This is a genomic window from Clostridium sp. JN-9 (assembly GCF_004103695.1).
In the GTDB taxonomy this organism is placed as follows: domain Bacteria; phylum Bacillota; class Clostridia; order Clostridiales; family Clostridiaceae; genus JN-9.
Map to the genome: position 1 here is coordinate 2,757,523 of NZ_CP035280.1, position 20,486 is coordinate 2,778,008.

The following is a 20,486-nucleotide window of genomic DNA, read 5'->3' on the forward strand; positions in this document are numbered from 1 at the left end:
CCTTTGTTAACTTTAAATATACTCTTATTATATCCAACTGATTAGTCTGTACAACAGCTGGCAAAATTAATTAACACATTATTAAAAAATACCCTAGGAAGCCCTAAAGTATCTATAAAACAAATAATGCCTAAATAAACTTTTATAATTTTTTTTCAAGTTTTATGGCTAAATTAAAATACTTTAGGGAATCATATGTATCTCCAAGCTTATAATATAAATCTCCAAGCTTTAAATATCTTTTATAAATATCCTGATTGTTTCCAAACTTTCTAAGTGCATCAAAAGATAAATTCATGTACATTTCTGCCATATCATAGCTTTCCTGCTTCTCTAAAATAATTGACTTGAAATAATATGCCCTTTCTACCAGCTTTAAGTTGTCTAATTTAATAGCATAATTCAGAGCATCATCACATACACTTTGAGATAAATCCAATATATTATTTTCAACCAGTTCCCCTATTACCAAAATCATAAATCGCACATATTTTTCTTCGTCATTTCTTGGATAGGTTTGTAAAGCTCTATTTATATACTCCAGTGCTTTTTCAGTTGAACCAACTTCAAACATTACTGCGGCATAATTATAAATTGCCAATGCCTTGTGTGCAGCATCATCCTTATAAAGCTCATAAGACTTAGCCTCATATTCCTCAAATTTGCCTTTATCCATCCTGATTGACAATAAAGCCAGCATGTGATAGGCCTCAGCTTTATGCAGATCAGAGTCCATATAATCACACAAATCAATGAGCCTGACAGATATTTCATAGGCTCTTTCATAATCTTCAAGCATTACATAACATGCTGACTCATTATATGTAGCTTTAGCAAGTATCATATTATTACCGTTTTTTCTTGATGATTTTCTCACATTGTTGTAGTAATTTGCCGCCTGAGCAAATTCTGAAGTAGTAAAAAAATACCTGGCCACATCCATATAATAATCAGTTGCATTTTTTTCTATATCTGACTTCTGCCAATAGTCATAGTATTTTGATGTATTTATCTGAAGTTTTTCTAACTTGCCTGAGTCCAGATAGTAATTGAAAAGCCTGTGCATTACTTCAAAAGCCAGATCAAAATATGAGTATTCCTCTGCATATTTAAGATTGTATTCCAATAAGTTTTCATAATCATGTCTTTTCTTTGAATTCTCAAGTACCTTTAAATTATTGGTAATTTGTTCTTTTACTCCCTCTTTAAGATAATCACTTTTGAGAGAAAGCTTTCCTGAAATTAATTCCAATACCTCATCATCGGGCTTAATTTTATCATTTTCGATACAGCTCATTTTAGAAACTGATATTTTGTTATCACATATATCCTTTAAAGTAAGCCCTTTATAAATTCTTGCCCTTTTAATTTTTTGTCCAGTTGAAAGTATTTCCATAATTACCACCTATCCATATCTCAAGACTCTTTTATAACACCAATCTTCTTAAAGTTTTCAACACCTTCATTTAAATATTCTGCTGCCTCTTTATCTTTACCGCAATCCAGATAGAATTTACCGATTATTATTGAGATTTCTGCAGTTTCCTTTACATAATCCATATTTACAACAAAATTTAATGCCAGTAATAGTGTATTTTCTACTTCTTTAGTATTGGACTCCAAAAGTTCTACTTTATATTTTAATAAATAATATTGAATTAATGCCTTATCACTTCCATCATCAATAGCTTGTATTATTTCATTTAATGTTAATTTTGCCTTTTCAATATCCTTTAATTTTATAAAGTTTTCACAAATATTTATTAAGGTATTAACTAACTTTTTGTCTTTATTCCTAATTCTTATTTCTTTAGCTTTATTAAGGTGAATAAAAGATTCCTCTAGATTTTCAAATTCATAAAAGAGTTTTCCTAAATTATTTTCAATTTCTGCAATAAGCTGTCCATCTTCAATTTCCTTATATACATCTAATGTTTTTTTAGAATACTTTATGGCATTATTCAAATCTCCCTGCTTGCTGTATTGCTCTGAAAGCAGTAAAAGTGCTTTTGCGTATTCCTTTTTATCATCCAATTGTCTGAATTTTTCCTTTGCAAGAAATGAATAATCCATTGCCTTATCAGAATTTTCAAGTTTAAAATAAGTATAAGCAATATAATAATAAATTTCTCCAAGCAGGAAGTCATTCCCTATGTCATTATCGCTATAAACCTTTTCAGCCTGTTGGAAATAGCTGCATGAGGAATGGTATGCCTTTAGATCCAATGTAATTTTCCCAAGATTAAGAAATGTATTAACTGTTTCTTCATGATAATTGTTCTTTATAAAAATCACATTTGCAGATAAAAAAAACTGTTGAGCTAAAGCTGTTTCTTCCTTTTTCATATAAACAACCCCTCTCAAATAGAGGTTCTTAGCTTTTCTATACTCCAAATTATATTTTTCTGCATAATACAAAGCCTTTTCAATATACTGCTCAGCGTTGTTTAAGGATTCACCTATTATATATGACTCTGCCATATTTTCAAAATAACAGCAGACTTTTTCAGCTTGTGATTCCTCTGATTCCATTAAATATTCTATAGAAGTATTTAATGCTTCAGCTAAGTATTCCAGCAGATCCATACTGGGATTTGATTTTCCTGATTCCACTAAGCTGATCTGTCCTGGTGTTATTCTATCACCTGCTAAATCTTTTAGAGTCATATTTAGTTCTTTTCTCGTTCTTTTTATCTTTTCACCTAAAGATAATATCTCCATAGCTCACTCATCCTTTACTCGCATCATCAGCTAATTTTAATTATATTTAATATTTCGTTCATAATTAAATATATTATAGCATATTTTTATACATAATATGAAAACTTTAAAAAAATAAACCCGGAAAAACTCCAGGTTTACTTGCTTTAATTTATCTCATCCAATCTTTCATGTTACAATATGCATCTCCTGCTGTACTTCTCACAATCCTTGCAGTCCTTTTAAGTTTCTTTTTTGTACCTCTGTCAAGCTGAGGCACCACTAACATACTAGCTGCAAAACCAAGCATTGCTCCGGTTGTCATTCCTCTGAAAAATCTACTTTGCATATTCATTTCCTCCTTAAGCTATGTTTTAATAATAGAATATGCATTTTTATATAAATTAAACATGGTTTATCATAAATAAACAACTTTCGCTATATTTCATCCATTCTACATTTCCTGATATTCTTTTTTGGAATCTTCTTCATTGCTTTTTTTTATACGAAATCCTTTTATAAAATTAACAAGTTTTTCTACATTCTTTACCCCTACAATGGAAGATATATACTTGACTCCTTCTTTAACCGTTAAGATTATATTCTTTTCACCCTGCCAGTTTTCTAAGATTATATTTTCAGGCACCTCATTAATTATTGTATTCAATCCAAAAAAGGCAATAGCTATATCATCTATCTGCCCTATAAATGGTATAAAATCAGGCAGTATATCTATTGGACTTACCAAATAAGCAGTTATTCCGCCAATTAGCAGCTTATTTTTTATTCCAATCCTTTTATCACGGAATAATCTATAAAATAATGCTATTATATCAGGAACAATCATAGCATATTCGGCTAACTTTTCATATTTATCCGGAATCTTCTTTTTCATTTTATGTCTTAGTTTTGAATATTTATCCTTAGTAAAATCTTTTGTTTCTTTTTTATTTTTTTCAAATTTCACTGTATCCTTATTCTTTGCATAAATAACCTGTTCTAATTCTACTTCTATAGCATCCATTTTAATATTTATTTTATCTAATTTAAAATAAACATATGGTATAAGTTTTGAAATAGCTCCCAGATTAACTGCAATATTGTCTTTATCAACCTTTATACCTATATCATAAAAATCCTTCAATGATTTTTTTAGTGCCAGATTTTTTAATGAACTTAACACTCCTATTTTCATTACATTTATATTAAATATTTTAAGATTTACAGTGTTCTCCATTATATTTCCAATACCAATCTGCGCTTTAAATGGAATAGTAATTCCTTTTTTATAGCTTCCATATATAGTGATAAGTTCATTTATTTCAATTTTATCAAATTTTAATCCATCCACAACCACGTATTCCTTTAGTATTCCCAATAAATCCTGGCTGGTTAATATAGCTTTTACGGCAGTTATCTTCATTTTTTTACCCTCCCATTTCCTATGCATATAATGCAAAGCCAAATATTTCAATCTTAATACATTATATACAATAAAGTATACATTAAATTTACAATTCTGCAATGAAATTTTTAGCCATGGTATAAATTACATTAGTAAATTTTATGATTTTCATTAGACTTTGTCTATATTTTATTATAATATCGAAATAGCGTAAAACAGATAATTTGGTTATATATCAGAAAGGGTGATTGCATGAACAAGATAAAGAAAAAGTATATATATGTTCCAATTGTAACTGCCATACTATCATTGCTTATGCTTTTAATATTGAATTTTACTTCTTCAGCACATAAATATAAGTCTTATTCTGACTTTATTAAGGATCTTTCTATTAATAAAGTCAGTACAGTTTATATTACTGCTTCTCCTAAAATTACAGTTAAGTTAAAGGACGGCACCCAATATGAAAGTGATAATCCACGGGCAGACAATTTTAAAGAAGATCTGCTGAAGAAAAATGTACAAGTTCTTGAACAGGGTCCTGCTAATCTTAAAGAGATAGTTCCAATTATCTTTTTAATTACTTCTTTAGCTGCAATTGGCGTTATGGCTTTTAAAAGTTCCAGCATATCATCCAGAAGAATGAATTCTGTTGATGCTATGGATGCAAACGCAATGGAAAATGTAAAATATAATTTCTCAAGTGTAGCAGGCAACGAAGAAGCTAAGGAAAGTGTTAAAGATATTGTAGACTTTCTCAGCAATCCTGAAAAGTACACTTCCTATGGCGCCAGAATGCCTAAGGGAATAATACTTTACGGGGAGCCTGGTACAGGGAAAACCTTACTTGCAAAAGCAGTGGCAGGAGAAGCAGGCGTACCCTTCTATGCTGTGTCAGGTTCTGATTTCGTACAGGTATATGTAGGGGTAGGAGCAAGCCGTATAAGACAGTTATTTAAAAAGGCAAAAAGCCACGGCAAAGCAGTTATCTTTATTGATGAAATCGATGCTATAGGTAAAAAAAGAGATGCATCTCGAACTGGCGGATCTGACGAAAGAGATCAGACTCTTAATGCATTATTAACAGAAATGTCAGGATTTAATGAAAAAGAAGGAATTGTAGTTATTGCTGCAACAAACAGGCTGGATATGCTGGACTCAGCTTTGCTTAGACCAGGCAGATTCGACAGACATATAGAAATTATGCTTCCTGACATAGATGCAAGGGAGAAAATACTATCACTGCATTTAAAAAATAAACCTGTGAGGAATATATGTATAAATGACTGGGCTCATAAAACAGCTTATTTTTCAGGAGCAAAAATTGAAAGTTTCGTAAATGAGGCTGCTATACTTGCATGTAAGGAAAATAGTAAATTCATAGAAGAAAAACATATGGATACAGCATTTTCCATAATACTTGCAGGATATGAAAAGAAGAATAGAAGCTATATAAAAGATTCAGACAGAAATATTACTGCTTTTCATGAGGCAGGACATGCATTGGTATCTATGAAGGTACTTCCCAATGAAAAAGTATCAAAAGTTACCATAATTCCAAGTACAAAAGGCGCAGGAGGCTATACATTAAGTATTCCTGAAAGCAGAATGTATCAGCACAAAGAATATCTAAAAAACAGAATAATGGTATTACTTGGGGGAAGGGCTTCTGAAGAAATTATGTTTGGCAGTGACCATATAACTACTGGTGCTCATAATGATTTGAAGCAAAGTACAAAAATAGCATTAAGTATGGTAGCAGAATATGGTATGGGTGATAGTTTAGGCCTTCTGAATATTAATGAACTTGCAAATTTAAATATAAGTGAAAATAAAATTGTAGAAGAATGCAGAAATTTGGTGGACAAACTTTATGAAGACACCAAGAATATATTATTAGATAATAAGGATAAATTAATAAATATATCAGATAAGTTAGTTGAAAAAGAAACCTTATATTCGGAAGAACTTACAAAAATGGTTTTGTCATAGGACAAAACCATTTTTAAAGAATAAAGATTAAAGAAAAAAGAACAAATAATGTAGATTTTCTGCTTTGGCAGAAAATCTACTAATTTATAATGGTTATGGGTAATACTAAAAAAGAATTTCTAATTTGATGTACAATGCAGTTTTGAATAGTTGCTTCTGGAAAAGAAACCTTCAATGTTTCCGGCAATCCATTTACGTTCTTTATGCTATATAATTTCATTTAGTAAAGCGCTATTTAAGCAAGCAAAAATACTGGTGTTTCTACAGTTTTTTGAAAAGCTGCATAGCTGATTTACTTTAAAATCTATTTAATTGGCTGCCTACCGGCACAGGATTTTTGCAAATCCTTTTTTGTCATCTAATAAAACTATAATTGAAACCATTTTTAGTTATTAAAACCTATGATTCACTTAATCAATTGAGTTTTGGTTTTTCTGCAAAGAAAAACTACCTTATTTAATCTTTAATCTTTGTTATTTTGAATAAAAGGCTTGTAATAGTTCCTCCAATTAGTCCACCTAAGTGCCCAAAGTTATCCACATTGGGGATAGAAAATCCTATAATAAGGTTGATAACTATTACGGAAAAAATGCTTCTTAAAAATTCTTTACCTATATTTTTTCTCATTTTAATTCCAAATACTAATGCTGCCCCAAGTAATGCAAAGATTGCGCCTGATGCTCCAATGGATACTGATGGAGAAAATAAATAGCTGAATAACGATGCTGTTATTCCTCCTATAAAATATATTAAAGTGAATTTTATTTTACCATACAGTTTTTCTATTAATGGTCCTATAATATATAAGGAATACATATTTAAGGCTAGATGTATAATTCCCCCATGGAGGAACATACTTGTTATAAGTCTGTAATATTCACCATCTTTTATAAGGGAATTTACCTTGGCACCTAAAAATATCAGCACATTAATATCACTGTTGATAATATGTCCAGGACCTGATATGATCACTGTAATCAAATACATAATTACATTAATAATTATAAGAGTTAAAGTAACAGGCGTAACATTTATTTTCTTTGAATTTGAATTTTCTCTGATTTTTAAAATGCATGTAGATAATTCTTTTTCCAGATCTGACAATTCATTGTTGTATTTTAATATAACATTTTGTTTATAATCCAGAAGGACATAATTAATGCTGCCTAAATTATTTGACAAAATATCAGTTAATTCTTCTTTATTCTTTATTTTACTCTGATCTAATAATGCTATGTTTGATAAATTGATATTGCCTTCATAATTTTCTTTATGTCTAAACTGTTGTATAACCCATTGAGCTTCATCATTTATAATTAATTTTGAAGAAAAAACTATTAAATCAGCACATTTACCTTTTTCTTTTACTAAACACCATGAACTTATATTCTTATTTGAAGAACTTAATTCATCTATTTTATATCCATGGTATTGACTCATTAATTCTATAATCCTGTGTATATATTTATCTATTATTATCACTCCTAAAAAAACAATACATTGTGCCTGGCAGAATATCCAATGAAGAACTATGTTTTAAAGAGCATAATGTAATATGTTTTTTGAAAGTCTGTAATTATATTTTATTAAACTAATTTTTCTATTACAATATTTGAGTATTGTAATAAATTAATTTCAAAAATGTTCCTTGGTTTTTTTGTAATGCTGTCATAAATAACCCTTATTATGGGCCTGTCAGGAAATCCTTTGTTCTGTCTTACTACATATCCCTCTTCGCCATTTGAAAGTCTTACACATGCACCAAGGGGATATATAGCAAATGTATTTTTAAAGTTATCTACCACATGTTCATCAAAAATGCTTCCGCTTCCTGCCAATATTAATTCATATGCATCATTAGGACTGAACTTCCTCCTATAGCATCTGTCATTACTTACTGCATCATATACGTCAGACACACATACTATTTTTGCAAATTTTGATATCTGATTTGCAGTAAGTCCAAAAGGATATCCTTTTCCATCTATTCTTTCATGGTGCTGTTCTACTATCTTTATAACCGGGTCAGGGATTCTGTAATTTTTCCTTAATATTTCTGAGCCGTACAAAGTATGCTTTTTTATTTCCATAAATTCATCATCAGTTAATTTACCCTGTTTGCTGATGATTCTGTGAGGTACTTTGGTTTTTCCTACATCGTGGAGTATGGCGCCTATTCCTAAATTTTTTAATTCCTGATCACCGTATCCACTGCTAATGCCTAAAAATGTAGACATAATACAAGTGTCCAGGCTATGTACATATGTATAGTTATCATAGGTTTTTATGTCATACAGACTTTTATTCACATCCCCTACTTCTATAATATACTCTATGAGATCCTCTACATTATCCAATGATTCCTTAACAGCTTTACCATTAAAATCATGTACATTATTTACTATTTTGCTCATGCTTTTCATAGTTTCCTGTTTCAGATGTGTCAATTGTTCATCTTCAACCTCCACGTCATCAAATCTTTCATCTTCAAGATAGATATAGAATACTCCCTGATTCTTCAACCTTCTTATATAGCTGTTTGTTATCTTCACACCTGCTCTTAATAATATCTTCCCATCGTTAGTTAAAATACTTTTACCTAGTATATCGTTTTCTTTAACTCTGTTTATAAACTCCAGCCTCATTACAACACCTCAAAACTTTATGAAAATAATTCTTTTCTCTCATATTCCTATAAATAATATCATATTTAAAAATAAATTAAAATACTATATCAAATTAAGAAAGTTATATGTGGTTTTTCTTTAATACTTTACATCATATGTCAAAATAAGTCAATATGCTGCTAATTGTCCACATATCGACTTATTCTGCAAGTTTATTTTTTAACATATTTTTTATTTTACATCAATTAATTATATGTATTCATCCTTTTTTCCTTTAATATCTTCAAATACCTTTGTCATTGCCTTATCCAATAAACTGCATATGAATTTAAGCTTTTCCTCCATTGCCTCATGATCATCAATATAATCAAATTTTAACTTCCATGTAGGATTATATTCATCATCTATATCTTCAACATTAAATCCATTATCCTTAAAAATATCATATGGGAACAGCTGAAAAATTGCAGAGTATTCCCATTCCTCTACATCCCTTTGTGTATCAAAGATAACATTGACTTTGTCTCCATCATAATAAAGCTTTGTTATGTATTCTGCACCATCAGTAATTTCATAGCTTCCAATTTCCCTTACAAAAATATTAGTATCTTTTTCTCTTTCCATTAAAACCAATGAAGAAAAATCCAAAATTAAACACCATCCTTAAATTTTTATAGATATAATATCTCACACTTTATAATTTTTTACAATAAACAGGCTTATGTAATAATATTATACCCACATAAAGTAATATAATATTATATAAATGTTTTTCAGTAATTTTTTATTAGGAGTTTAAATGAAAAAAATTATTGCCATATTTATAGCATTTGTTTTAGTGGCAGCAATAATAAACACTGGATATACAAGAAGTAAAAGCAAAGAGATAACCTATGCAGCTGAACGCAACCTGACTACCGGCATTTTTAATCCTCATAGGCTGTACTCTGTAAGTAATTTCAATTTAACATTTTCTGATAGCTGTATAGCTGTTATGCAGGTTGAAGGTATTGAAAGGAAAGCTCCTCATGATAAAGTTTATTATGATGTGGTGCTTGAAAAACATTCAAATGGAACCTGGAAAGTAAAAAAGGTTTATCTAATTAAGAAGCTGCCAACCCAAAATAACTTAATAAAACAGCAGTTCTAAAAAAGAACTGCTGCTCTACTTTTTTTCTTCTTCCTTACTGCATTTACTGCATAATCCCTCAATAGTGTTATTAACAAATATATCTTTATCTGCAAAAGTAAATCCTGTTTTATTTCTGATTATTTCTTCCAGCTGCTTCATTGGGCAGTCAATTTCTACTTCTTTATGGCATACCCTGCACTGGATTATATGTTTATGATGGCTGGTTTTAACTTTATAAGTAAACTTTCCATCTCCAAAACTAAATTTATCCACTATTTCTTTCTCTTCTAATAGCTCTAAGGTTCTATATACAGTTGACAAATCTATAAAAACTTCATATTCCCTGCATGATTTATAGATTTGTTCAACACTCAAAGGTTCATCACTTAACATAAGAACATGTAATATAGTAAGTCTTCCCTTAGTTACCTTTATGTGATTTTCCTTTAGTAAACTTTCTATTTCCATTTTTCTCACCTTGATATTTATTTCTAACTTATTATAACACAGTTTTAGAGCTTTTTTATAAATTTTTGTTATTATTCACAATAGTTAAACATGCCAATTTAGCATATAATCTTTAAGTGAGAGAGAAAATATAATTAAAAAAATTAAGCACAACTTCTGCTGATAATTCATATGCTATATAGAAAGTAATAAGCTATGTGAATTAACCAGCCAACTAAATTTTAAGTCCCCTTTTATATATAATACTTACTTTAAGGTCTGGAGCTTATGCCCCAGACCTGCTTTTATAAAAACATCATTTTTAATCCAAAAATAAGCAATATTATTCCGCCAATATAATCCGCATATTTCCCCACTACTGATATCTTTTTTAAATATCTTGCCATGTAGAAACCAATGCATGAAATTACAAAAGTCACTATTCCTATAAAAATGGTATCGTAAAGAATTATTATGTTGCTGCTTATGTTATCTAAAGCTGTAAAGCCAATCACCATGGCATCAATACTTACAGAAATACCAAGTATTAAAGTCATTCCAGGTTTAAGATAGGGGCACTTTCCGTTGTTCTCAAAGCCTTCCTTTATCATTAGGATTCCAACTAATGCAATTAATATTCCACCTATTATCTCTGGCACCGAAACTATGTATCTGTTAAAAAAGAATCCAGCATAAGCTCCTAAAAATGAAAATAAAAATTGAAAAAATCCAAAGGAGCATGCAAAAAGAAGTTTATTTTTAAATTTTATTATATTGTTCAAGCCTATACACAATGCCACCCCAAAAGCATCTAATGAAAGTGCCACTGCTATAAAAAACAGTGAGTAAAAGCTCATGATATTCCTCCATATTTAAATTTACTGCTCAATATATTTGTTAAGTTTATATGTTGTAGAAGCTGGTGTTCCTTTACTTCCGCCAGTGGAATAATAACTATAATAATCTTCAAATACCTTTTTCATAATATTTAATGTATCATTATCCATTTTAGAAAAAGACATACTATCTATATTTTTAAATGAAATACCTTTGGCATAAATTGAGGACTTATTAAAATTAATATTATTGACACGCTGATTTTCATTATTGCTGTTATTTGTAGTAATACTGAATTTACCTGTACAGTATATAATCATGTTATTAAGATTTATATTTCTATCTTTATTTCCTGGATTTACTCTTAATGTACAATCCCCATCAATAAATATTATTTTGTTACTGGATGTATCTGAATTAAAGGCTTCGGCAGCCTTACTGTTAAATTCAGGGTCTGTATTTCCTTTTATAGTGTATATTTTCACTGAATCTGACTGATCCGGTGGTGTTCCGCTCCCCTTAAAATTAATTGGATTTATTGTCTTTGGAGCTATAATTTGTTTTGTTTCCACTTTAGTAATCTGTCTCCCTGAATTGTTATTTACATTTTTAACATTCATTGTAGAACTGCCATTAAAATTATAATTCCCACCGTCGATATTTAGGGTATCAGCCTGAAGATACATACCATTTGTTGAAAAACTATTATTATTATCTTTCTTCTTCTTATTATTATTATTATCATTATTAATAGTAGTATTAAAACTAATTGTCTTATCGGCAATTATTGAAAGCTTATTAAGATTAGTATTATTTGATAAAAAGCTTACATTTTCCCCCAACATAGTAATCTTATCACTAGAGGTAAAGCCTTCATTATCTTTAAAAAACAGGTTGCTTCCCTGAAAATACATTGGCGCAGAACTATTGACACTAGCTGTTCCATTAAATATGTCATCATCTGTTTCTGAATTAGGATCCATATCCCCCACCATAGTTATGCAATTATTACTTATGTCTGCAAAAACAGATTCTGCATCAGTTGAAGGTTTTTCAGGAGTTGTTATTTTATCTAATACAGCTATTATAGTTTTACTCTTTGAATTTCCATTTGCTGTGGAGGTTACTGTGCATTTATCCTTAGCATTGTTATCTTTTGTAATATAATTATAGTTATCTTCAACTGTAACTGAACAATTTATTTTACCATCTGAACTATTAAATGTAAAACCAGTTAAGTCACCGCTGTTTATTCTGCCCATGGCTTTTTCAATACCTGATTCAGCCATAAGTCTGACATTGTCTAAATTATTATATACTGATGTGAGTTTTTTAGTACTTACAGCTACAGGTAAAAGGGATGTAGTTAATACCGTTAGTAACATAACTATACATAAAGTTATAATTAAGGCAACTCCCTTTTTCTTCTTCATATTACATTAACTCCTTTTTCTTAATGATGCTGTTGTAACATAAGTATTGGTTTTATTTTTGTAAGATACTTGTGCTGTAATTTCAAATGATGATTTATTATTTTGAGGCCTTACCACTATGTCGTTTACATTAATTGAAATGCTATTATCTATACTGCTGTTATTATTTACATATGTAAATTTGTGCAGCTCTTTTTTATGTCCATTTTCAACTATGGCATATAAATAACAGCTGGAGTTATCCTGTTCTAAATATATTAATGGTTTAACTAAGTTATTAACCTTTATTATCTTATTGGAGCCGTTAGAATCAAAAATATTAATATTGTTTCCAGATTCAATATTAAAACTTAATGATGCATATGATGCCTTTTTTATATTTTGTGAAATTTCCTCAGTAATTACCTTACCAGAAGTCTCAATTGTATTATCAGTATATTCATTGGTATATATTTTATTATAGGAATTAAAAATAAAATATACAGTTGTAAGAACAATTGATAATATTGCCATAACTGCAATTAACTCAACCAGAGTAAAACCTTTTTTTTTCATTAATCTCACCTGCTAATATACATTTCCCGGGTTATTTCATTTCCATTTGAACCCTTTAAATTCCAGACTATAATCTTCATATAATATGTATTATCTGAAGTACTGTCATCTTCAATTATTAAATAAGCACCATATTTATTTTTGTTAGTATTATGTGCAGTACATTTATTAAACAAATTTTTATCATGATTGTTATTATCATCCTCTGACACAGTTCCAGTAACCTTATCACTGCTGTTAAACCATGCATTAAAATTTGAGTACTTTATGGAAGAATCCATACTTGTAGAAAAATTTAAAAGTTTGTCATCAAAATATAAAAAGCAAGACACAGGGCTGTTGGTGCCTGCCTTAGAATCTAAAGATGATTTACCGCCACCCTTAAAAGTCTCAATTATACTTTCTGCATAATTTTCATTATCCATTTTTAAATTATTGTCCCCATTTAATTTAACTGTTGTTAACATTGCCGAGGAAATAGCAGTTAATGCAATTGCCATTATAGCTATAGCAGCTATTAACTCAACAAGAGTAAATCCCCTTTTTTTCATAAATATCACCCTATATCTAATTAAATAGATTATCCTTGCCTGCGGAAGGATCTTTAAATTCATAAATTTGTTTTGAATTCTCACTATTTATATAATAATATTTTAAGCTTATATCCCCAGTTATGGAATTACTTTTATCAGTACTTTTACTTAATTTCACATCCTGAATTTCTGCAATTCTCTTTCCCTTTTCAACAGCATTTATGAAATTAATTAAAGCTTTATAATCTCCATTTACCTGAAGCTTAACAGGTAATACCATAAGCAAATCCTCATTATTGTTTTTTTTGCTGGCAACTGTATTTTCACCTGCAGTTTTTGAATCTGCCTTTGAATACTGAGTCTCTTTTCCAAATTCAATAGAAATTATGCTTGTATTATTAGAATCAGCAGCTTTTTTTAATTCATATGGAATTTCAGGATTTCTCTCCCCATTAGGCAGTTCCTTTAAAGATTCATTATACTTAAGTTTTATTTTTTCTAATTTAGCTTTATTAATTTTATTTTCTGTTTTAAGCTTATCAATATCAAGCAGTGCAATACTTTTTGCATTTATTGAAGCATTTTTTTCGCTTATTTTTTTCATTATGGGGCTTAAGAAAAAACTTGTATATACATAACCTATTAATAATACTGCTAATATAATCAGCAAAAATTTTTCACGTTTTTCAAGAGAATTCACTTAAATGCCTCCTCCAAAATAAAAAGATTATTAAAATTTAATGTTTATTGTAAACTGAAAATTACCCTGACTGCCATTTAAAGAACTGTCTGTTTTATTAATTAAATTAATTTTAGCATTACTGTACTGCTGGCTCATTTCCAAATTGGCAGCAAAAACATTTATAGAATTAAAATCTGATGCTGTTCCATTAATAGTAATTACCCCTTCAGAATAATTCAGATCTGAAAAATAAATATCCTTTGGAATATACTTTTCTAAATTTTGAATTTTATCTTTAATCAGCGGCTTTTCCTTAATAAGCTTTTGAACTTTATTATTATAGGAAGTATATTGCTGTATTTCATTATCCATTTTTGTTTTTTCATCCACTATATCTTTATTAGATGAAATTTTGGCATTAATTAAACTTTCTTTATTGTCAAGAAATTGTAAATATGCCTTAGGTACTAATATTCCTAATAATAACACAGCTGCACATATGGTAATAATTGAAATTATCTTCAGCTGTTTTGATTTTTTCTGCTTTTTAGCTTTCAATTCATATGGAATCAAATTTAATTCGGCCATAATCTACTCCTTCCTTAACAATAAACCTAATGTGCTTATATAAAATCTATGTTCACAATTTGAAGGAAGCTTTGTTTTAAGCCCTAGATCAGATACAGAATTCACCATATTTACCGGGCAGTTAAAATAATTGCCTGCATATTCACTTAATCCTGGTATATTACTTCCACCGCCTATTAAGTATATTTGGTGTAAACTTCTTTTGGATTTTCCAATAACATAAAATTGGATTACTTTCTCAAAAGATGAAAAAGCATTTTCCAGTAACATCATTATTCTTTTTTCCGTATCAGTTCCTTCTTCATTTCCTGTAAGGCTAAAATTTTCAGTAAAATATTTATATGCCTCATGAGAGTTAATATTTTCCCTTTTCACTATTTCCTTTAAAATGTTGCTTATTCCAAATGGTATTTCTCTTTCAATAAAAAGCTTTCCTTTATCAATAATTGTAAAATTAGAATTTTTATTTCCAATATCAATAATTCCAATACTTTCAATGGATTTATCTGAATTATACACATTTTTAAAAACACGGCATGCACAGTTAGCCGTAATGTCTATAGATTGCAGCTCTAAATTCAGCATATTTGCTATTTTTAAATATTGATTAATCTTCACTTTAGGCACAGCAACCACTAAAAGTTTAAAAATCTTTTTATCAGGTGAGCTTACTCTGTCAATTATCTCGTAATCTATATAGTAATCTTCTCCATCCTTAGGAAGATTTTGAGAAGCATCCCATTGCACAGAGTTCATTACTCCCTTTTCATCCATAATAGGTACTTCTGTATGTCTTATGGAGATATCCTGGCCATGTACAGAAAATGAAATTCCTTTTGCTTTAATATTATTTGTTGATAAATATTCTGAAATGGCAGTTTTAACTGCTTCCGCATTAATAATCTTATCATCCATAACGCTGTTTTCCGGAGTTTTTATTAATCCGCAGTTAGTAACACTTTTTTTATTTCCCACCATGATTTTTATGTATGTTGAACCAATATCTAATGCTATAACATCCTTCAAAAACATATGAACACCTCGCCTGTTAAACGTCTGTAATTATAAAATGCCTAAATACCATGCTATTGCACTATTTCCAATAAAAATAGAAATAGCTGCAGCTATGGATATATATGGGCCAAAGGGTATATAATCCTTTCTGGACTTTTTCTTGGTTATTAAAAGAATAATGCCTATTAATCCGCCTAATGTAAATGAAATAAAAAGCATAAAAATAGTTAACTTCCATCCTAAAAATAAGCCGCACATTCCGCAGATCTCTGCATCTCCCCAGCCCATGCCATGTGTCAGCAGAATAATCAATGCAATTACAGAAAAGCCAATAGCTCCTCCTATTAAAAAATCCAAAACTCCCCCTGAAAAATATATAAAATTAATTATTAATAAAATAATTCCAAAAACAATACCTGAATAAGTAGTTTTGGAATACACATCTGTTGTATCAAAGTCTATAATACCAATTACCAATAAAAAGCATATTAGTATGGCAGATTTAACAAAGTCAATGCTTAAACCAAATTTCATATAAAGTGCTAAAAACATGATGCCAGTTGTCAATTCTATTAATGGATATCTAAAAGAGATCCTTTCTTTGCAATATCTGCATTTTCCTCTTAAAATCAAATAACTAAATACTGGTATCAAATCATACCACTTTATTCTGTTTCCACAATTGGTACAATGTGATGGAGGAAATGATATGGACTCCTCCCTGGGTATTCTATATATGCATACATTTAAAAAGCTTCCTATAATGAGACCAATAATGAAAATGTAAATTTTTATGATAAGCATAAAACCTCCTAATTACAGTTAAGAGTTAAGAGTTAAAAGTTAAAAGTTAAGGATGGTTTTTCTCCCGGTGGGAGAAAAACCTTAATAATTGTATATGTTATTTTTGTTAATTTAAAATACAATTATCACTTTGACTATTTATCTTATTGTGTTACTGTAACTGTATAAATACCACCTTTTTTTGCTACTTTAAAATCTGCTTCAGCTCCACCGGCAATTTTCTCCAGATCTGCTACAGACTTATCTTTTAAATAAGTAGGAACTGCTACTGCGCTTGATAGCTTTGTTATAGATGCATCATCTACTTTAGTAATCTGCTCATCGGTTCCCTTGTCTGCATTGTATGATTGTACTGCGGTTAATACAGTTTTTGCATCTGCCTGAACTTTTGACCTGTCTGCCTTATCTGTGTATCCTGTAACCTTTGGGACAATAATAGCTGCTAAAATGGCTAATATAGCTATAACTGCAATAAGTTCAACCAATGTAAATCCCTTTTTCTTTTTTTTGCTTAAGAGTTGTTTTTTTTCTCTTAAAATTAATTCACTCATTTTCTCTTCCTCCATTAAATTTATAATTATATGTTTACACTGAAGCTTTACCTTCAGTAAATATATACCAACTTAAAACTTCCAACTGCAACTTTAAACTTTTAACTTTGAACTGTTAACTGAAGGAGTTGTACATACTGAATACAGGTAATATTATTGATAAAATTATAAACCCTACTATTACAGATAATAGAATTATAATTGCCGGTTCAATTAAAGAGGTTAATTGGGCTGTAGCTGTTTCAACTTCTGTATCGTAAAATTCTGCAGTCTTTTTAAGTATATTATCAAGGCTTCCAGACTCCTCACCAATTTTCATCATCTGAGTGAGCATAATTGGAAATATCTTTCTTGATTCCAATGTTTCACCTAAGCCTGCTCCCTTTTTTACTTCTTCTTTTAGAGACATCATAATATCATAAACAGTTTTGCTCTCTAATACATCTGCACAAATATCAATGCACTCAATTAACGGAACTCCGCTTCCCATTAAAATACCAAAGGTTCTTGCAAATCTTGCAGTAATTATTTTTTTGTATATAGGTCCAAATATAGGTATTTTCATTAAATATTTATCACTTTTAAGTTTATTAGCTTTATTGTTTGAGAGATATTTTAACAATATAGCAGAAAATATAATCAAAGCTAAAACAAAAAGTCCTTTTGTTTTAATGAAATCACTTATTCCCATTACTATTCTTGTGGGCATAGGTACTTGTCCACCTAGACTGGATATCATATTGGTAAAAATGGGAACAACCTTTGTTACCAGCATTGTTACAACAATTATAGCAAATATAGAAATAACAGCAGGGTATGTTAAGGCCTGTTTTATTTTTTGCTGCTGCTTATATTCCTTATCATAATAAGCTGCCATGGTATCCAGTATTTTATCCAGTGTACCGCTGGTTTCACCAACAGTTATCATATTTACCAGCATATTGGGAATATCTTTATGTTCACCCATTGCTTCTGACAAAGATTTCCCTTTTTGAACATCATCATATATAAAGTTCAGTATTTTTTTAAATTTAATATTTTCAGTTTGTTCTTTAACAATTTCTAAAGCTTTAACTATGCTGATACCAGCTGAAATTATAACAGCAAACTGTCTGCAGAATATGGATATATCCTTTAAAGTTAACTTCTTATAATCGTTGAAATCAATGTTCATGGCATTGCTATAAGGTTTGATTTTTACAGGAAAATAATTTTTTTCTCTAAGGGATGTAGTTAGTGCATTCATGTCAACAGCATCTATTTTCCCTTTAACTGTAATGCCCTGAAGATTCTTAGCTTCATAAACAAAAACAGGCAACTTACCACCTCATTTATTACTCTTTTAAATAAGCTATTTTAATTAATTCTTCTACTGTAGTTTGTCCACTTAAAACAAGTTCCTTACAGGACATTTTCATGGTTTTCATACCATTATTAACACTTAAATCTCTTAATTTATCAGTGCTGTAATTTTTTATTATGTACTCCCTGTGTTCTTTTGTAATTTCCATTATCTCATAGACACCAATTCTTCCAATATATCCTGTATTACCGCAGAAATTACATCCCTGTCCTTTATATAAAGTTAATTTTGTATTTACATCAATATCTAAAACTTCTTTTTCATAATTTGATGCTTCATATTCTTTTTTGCAATATGGACAGATTTTTCTTACCAGTCTCTGTGCAACGATTCCGCTTATAGATGTGGCTATTAAATAAGGTTCAATGCCCATATCAGCTAATCTTACCACTGCCGAGGCAGAATCATTGGTGTGAATTGTACTTAGAACTACATGGCCTGTTATAGCTGATCTTATTGCAATTTCTGCAGTTTCACTGTCTCTTATTTCACCAATCATTATAATATCAGGGTCCTGTCTTAATATTGATCTAAGCCCTGAAGCAAATGTAAGCCCGGCTTTTTGATTTACATTTACCTGATTAATTCCATCCATAATATATTCCACAGGGTCCTCTATAGTAACAATATTTGTATTATTTTTATTCAAATCATTTAATATGGCATATAATGTTGTAGATTTTCCGCTTCCTGTAGGCCCTGTTATTAATATAAGTCCATATGGGTTTTTTACGATTCTGTCTAATTTTTCAAGATCTTCTGCTTTCATTCCCAATTTACTTTTATTGATTAAAAAATTATGTCTGTCCAATACTCTGATTGCTACCTTTTCACCATGAACAGTTGGCAATATTGATACTCTCAGATCAAATTCACTTTTATCCATGGTCATAAGTATTCTGCCATCCTGTGGCAGCCTTTTTTCAGCAATGTTCATATTTGCTAAAATTTTTATTCTTGTTACCAGTGCACCTAATGTTTCTTTGGGAGACTTAAGTACTTCTATTAGCTGCCCGTCAACTCTGTACCTGATTTTTATGTAATCTTCAAAAGGCTCTATATGAATATCACTTGCCCTGGCTTTAATGGCGTTCTTAACTAAAGAGTCCACCAGTCGTACTGCAGGGGCATTTTTAATATCATCAATATCATTGCTTACATCATTATCTTCATACTGACTGCTTTTGGAATCGCTCTGGTTTTGTTCCTTTATAAGTTCATCTGCTGCTTTTTTAACATATTGAGTTGAATAGTATTTGTCGATTGCCTTTAATATTGAGTGACCAGGAGCTATAAGTGGATACACTTCATATCCTGATGCAATTTTTACATCATCCAATGCAAAAATGTTTAAAGGATCTGACATTACTACTTCAATTTTATTTTCATGAAAGCCTACTGGAATAAGAATATACTTTTGAGCCAGGCTCTCAGATATGGATTTTACTGCTTCCATATCTACATTTATGCCTTCTAAATTAACTCTCATTATTCCAAGCTGTACTTCAAGTACATCAATTATGTCATCTTCTGTTAAAACTTCATCCTCAACTAATAATTCGCCAAGTCTTTTACCAGAAATCCTCTGTTTCTTTAATTCGGCCTGAAGCTGTCCTTCTGTAATCTTTTTAGATTCGACTAAAATATCTCCTAATCTTTTCTTGTTATTGGATTTCAACTCATCACCCCTAAGCCAAAGTAAAAAATAAATAAATTTAATACAATAATTATATAATTTTAACTATAAATTTACAATAGAATATACCATTTAACCAGTTATTATTTAAAACTTAATCTAATTAATTTTTATATAAAAATCCTTT

Annotated in this window: 21 protein-coding genes; 2 read left to right on the forward strand and 19 right to left on the reverse strand. The window is 29.8% G+C overall.

Going from position 1 to position 20,486, the window contains the following annotated elements:
- Positions 1 to 142: 142 nt before the first annotated feature.
- The 4 genes from EQM05_RS13290 to EQM05_RS13305 form a co-directional block, all read right to left on the reverse strand.
- Positions 143 to 1,396 (reverse strand): helix-turn-helix transcriptional regulator, encoded by a 1,254-nt coding sequence (locus tag EQM05_RS13290; RefSeq protein WP_128750473.1) that lies wholly within the window; start codon positions 1,394 to 1,396, stop codon positions 143 to 145.
- A 20-nt stretch (positions 1,397 to 1,416) separates the two neighbouring features.
- Positions 1,417 to 2,721: a helix-turn-helix transcriptional regulator gene (locus EQM05_RS13295; RefSeq protein WP_128750474.1), complete on the reverse strand. Its 1,305-nt coding sequence runs from the start codon at positions 2,719 to 2,721 to the stop codon at positions 1,417 to 1,419.
- Positions 2,722 to 2,872: 151 nt separating this feature from the next.
- Entirely contained in the window at positions 2,873 to 3,049 is a 177-nt protein-coding gene (locus EQM05_RS13300) for a YtxH domain-containing protein (RefSeq protein ID WP_128750475.1), read from the reverse strand.
- A gap of 105 nt (positions 3,050 to 3,154) precedes the next feature.
- Positions 3,155 to 4,123 (reverse strand): YkvA family protein, encoded by a 969-nt coding sequence (locus EQM05_RS13305; protein ID WP_128750476.1) that lies wholly within the window; start codon positions 4,121 to 4,123, stop codon positions 3,155 to 3,157.
- A gap of 234 nt (positions 4,124 to 4,357) precedes the next feature.
- Between EQM05_RS13305 and EQM05_RS13310 the strand changes: the two genes are divergently transcribed.
- Positions 4,358 to 6,097, forward strand: coding sequence for an FtsH/Yme1/Tma family ATP-dependent metallopeptidase (locus EQM05_RS13310; RefSeq protein WP_128750477.1), 1,740 nt, complete (start codon positions 4,358 to 4,360; stop codon positions 6,095 to 6,097).
- Positions 6,098 to 6,553: 456 nt separating this feature from the next.
- Here EQM05_RS13310 and EQM05_RS13320 read toward each other — a convergent pair whose 3' ends face one another.
- The 3 genes from EQM05_RS13320 to EQM05_RS13330 form a co-directional block, all read right to left on the reverse strand.
- Positions 6,554 to 7,537, reverse strand: coding sequence for a rhomboid family intramembrane serine protease (locus EQM05_RS13320; RefSeq protein ID WP_243108076.1), 984 nt, complete (start codon positions 7,535 to 7,537; stop codon positions 6,554 to 6,556).
- 146 nt (positions 7,538 to 7,683) lie between these two features.
- Positions 7,684 to 8,742, reverse strand: coding sequence for an HD-GYP domain-containing protein (locus EQM05_RS13325; protein WP_128750480.1), 1,059 nt, complete (start codon positions 8,740 to 8,742; stop codon positions 7,684 to 7,686).
- 231 nt (positions 8,743 to 8,973) lie between these two features.
- Positions 8,974 to 9,372: a DUF6762 family protein gene (locus tag EQM05_RS13330; RefSeq protein ID WP_128750481.1), complete on the reverse strand. Its 399-nt coding sequence runs from the start codon at positions 9,370 to 9,372 to the stop codon at positions 8,974 to 8,976.
- A 151-nt stretch (positions 9,373 to 9,523) separates the two neighbouring features.
- On the opposite strand from EQM05_RS13330, the gene EQM05_RS13335 reads away from it, so the two are divergent.
- On the forward strand, positions 9,524 to 9,874 hold the full coding sequence (locus EQM05_RS13335; protein ID WP_128750482.1) for a hypothetical protein: 351 nt from the start codon (positions 9,524 to 9,526) through the stop codon (positions 9,872 to 9,874).
- 15 nt (positions 9,875 to 9,889) lie between these two features.
- Here the strand turns inward: EQM05_RS13335 and EQM05_RS13340 are convergent, their stop codons facing one another.
- The 12 genes from EQM05_RS13340 to EQM05_RS13395 all read right to left on the reverse strand — a co-directional run bounded on the left by EQM05_RS13340 (position 9,890) and on the right by EQM05_RS13395 (position 20,341).
- Positions 9,890 to 10,324 carry a Fur family transcriptional regulator gene (locus EQM05_RS13340; protein ID WP_128750483.1) on the reverse strand — a complete coding sequence of 145 codons (435 nt, stop codon included), beginning with the start codon at positions 10,322 to 10,324 and terminating at the stop codon, positions 9,890 to 9,892.
- Between the two features lie 284 nt (positions 10,325 to 10,608).
- Entirely contained in the window at positions 10,609 to 11,160 is a 552-nt protein-coding gene (locus EQM05_RS13345; RefSeq protein WP_128750484.1) for a manganese efflux pump, read from the reverse strand.
- Between the two features lie 21 nt (positions 11,161 to 11,181).
- A complete protein-coding gene (locus EQM05_RS13350) occupies positions 11,182 to 12,573 on the reverse strand; it encodes a hypothetical protein (protein ID WP_128750485.1) in 1,392 nt (463 codons plus the stop codon).
- 6 nt (positions 12,574 to 12,579) lie between these two features.
- Entirely contained in the window at positions 12,580 to 13,128 is a 549-nt protein-coding gene (locus tag EQM05_RS13355) for a prepilin-type N-terminal cleavage/methylation domain-containing protein (protein ID WP_128750486.1), read from the reverse strand.
- A gap of 5 nt (positions 13,129 to 13,133) precedes the next feature.
- On the reverse strand, positions 13,134 to 13,679 hold the full coding sequence (locus tag EQM05_RS13360; protein WP_164917301.1) for a prepilin-type N-terminal cleavage/methylation domain-containing protein: 546 nt from the start codon (positions 13,677 to 13,679) through the stop codon (positions 13,134 to 13,136).
- A 16-nt stretch (positions 13,680 to 13,695) separates the two neighbouring features.
- The gene (pilO, locus tag EQM05_RS13365; protein ID WP_128750488.1) at positions 13,696 to 14,361 is read right to left on the reverse strand and encodes a type 4a pilus biogenesis protein PilO; all 666 of its coding nucleotides are present in this window, start codon (positions 14,359 to 14,361) and stop codon (positions 13,696 to 13,698) included.
- 30 nt (positions 14,362 to 14,391) lie between these two features.
- Positions 14,392 to 14,931: a PilN domain-containing protein gene (locus EQM05_RS13370; RefSeq protein WP_128750489.1), complete on the reverse strand. Its 540-nt coding sequence runs from the start codon at positions 14,929 to 14,931 to the stop codon at positions 14,392 to 14,394.
- Between the two features lie 3 nt (positions 14,932 to 14,934).
- Positions 14,935 to 15,963 carry a pilus assembly protein PilM gene (gene pilM / locus EQM05_RS13375; protein ID WP_128750490.1) on the reverse strand — a complete coding sequence of 343 codons (1,029 nt, stop codon included), beginning with the start codon at positions 15,961 to 15,963 and terminating at the stop codon, positions 14,935 to 14,937.
- A gap of 30 nt (positions 15,964 to 15,993) precedes the next feature.
- On the reverse strand, positions 15,994 to 16,749 hold the full coding sequence (locus tag EQM05_RS13380; protein WP_128750491.1) for an A24 family peptidase: 756 nt from the start codon (positions 16,747 to 16,749) through the stop codon (positions 15,994 to 15,996).
- Positions 16,750 to 16,892: 143 nt separating this feature from the next.
- Positions 16,893 to 17,300, reverse strand: coding sequence for a prepilin-type N-terminal cleavage/methylation domain-containing protein (locus EQM05_RS13385; RefSeq protein WP_205694141.1), 408 nt, complete (start codon positions 17,298 to 17,300; stop codon positions 16,893 to 16,895).
- Positions 17,301 to 17,415: 115 nt separating this feature from the next.
- The gene (locus EQM05_RS13390) at positions 17,416 to 18,618 is read right to left on the reverse strand and encodes a type II secretion system F family protein (RefSeq protein WP_128750493.1); all 1,203 of its coding nucleotides are present in this window, start codon (positions 18,616 to 18,618) and stop codon (positions 17,416 to 17,418) included.
- A gap of 16 nt (positions 18,619 to 18,634) precedes the next feature.
- The gene (locus EQM05_RS13395) at positions 18,635 to 20,341 is read right to left on the reverse strand and encodes an ATPase, T2SS/T4P/T4SS family (RefSeq protein WP_128750494.1); all 1,707 of its coding nucleotides are present in this window, start codon (positions 20,339 to 20,341) and stop codon (positions 18,635 to 18,637) included.
- Positions 20,342 to 20,486: the final 145 nt, after the last annotated feature.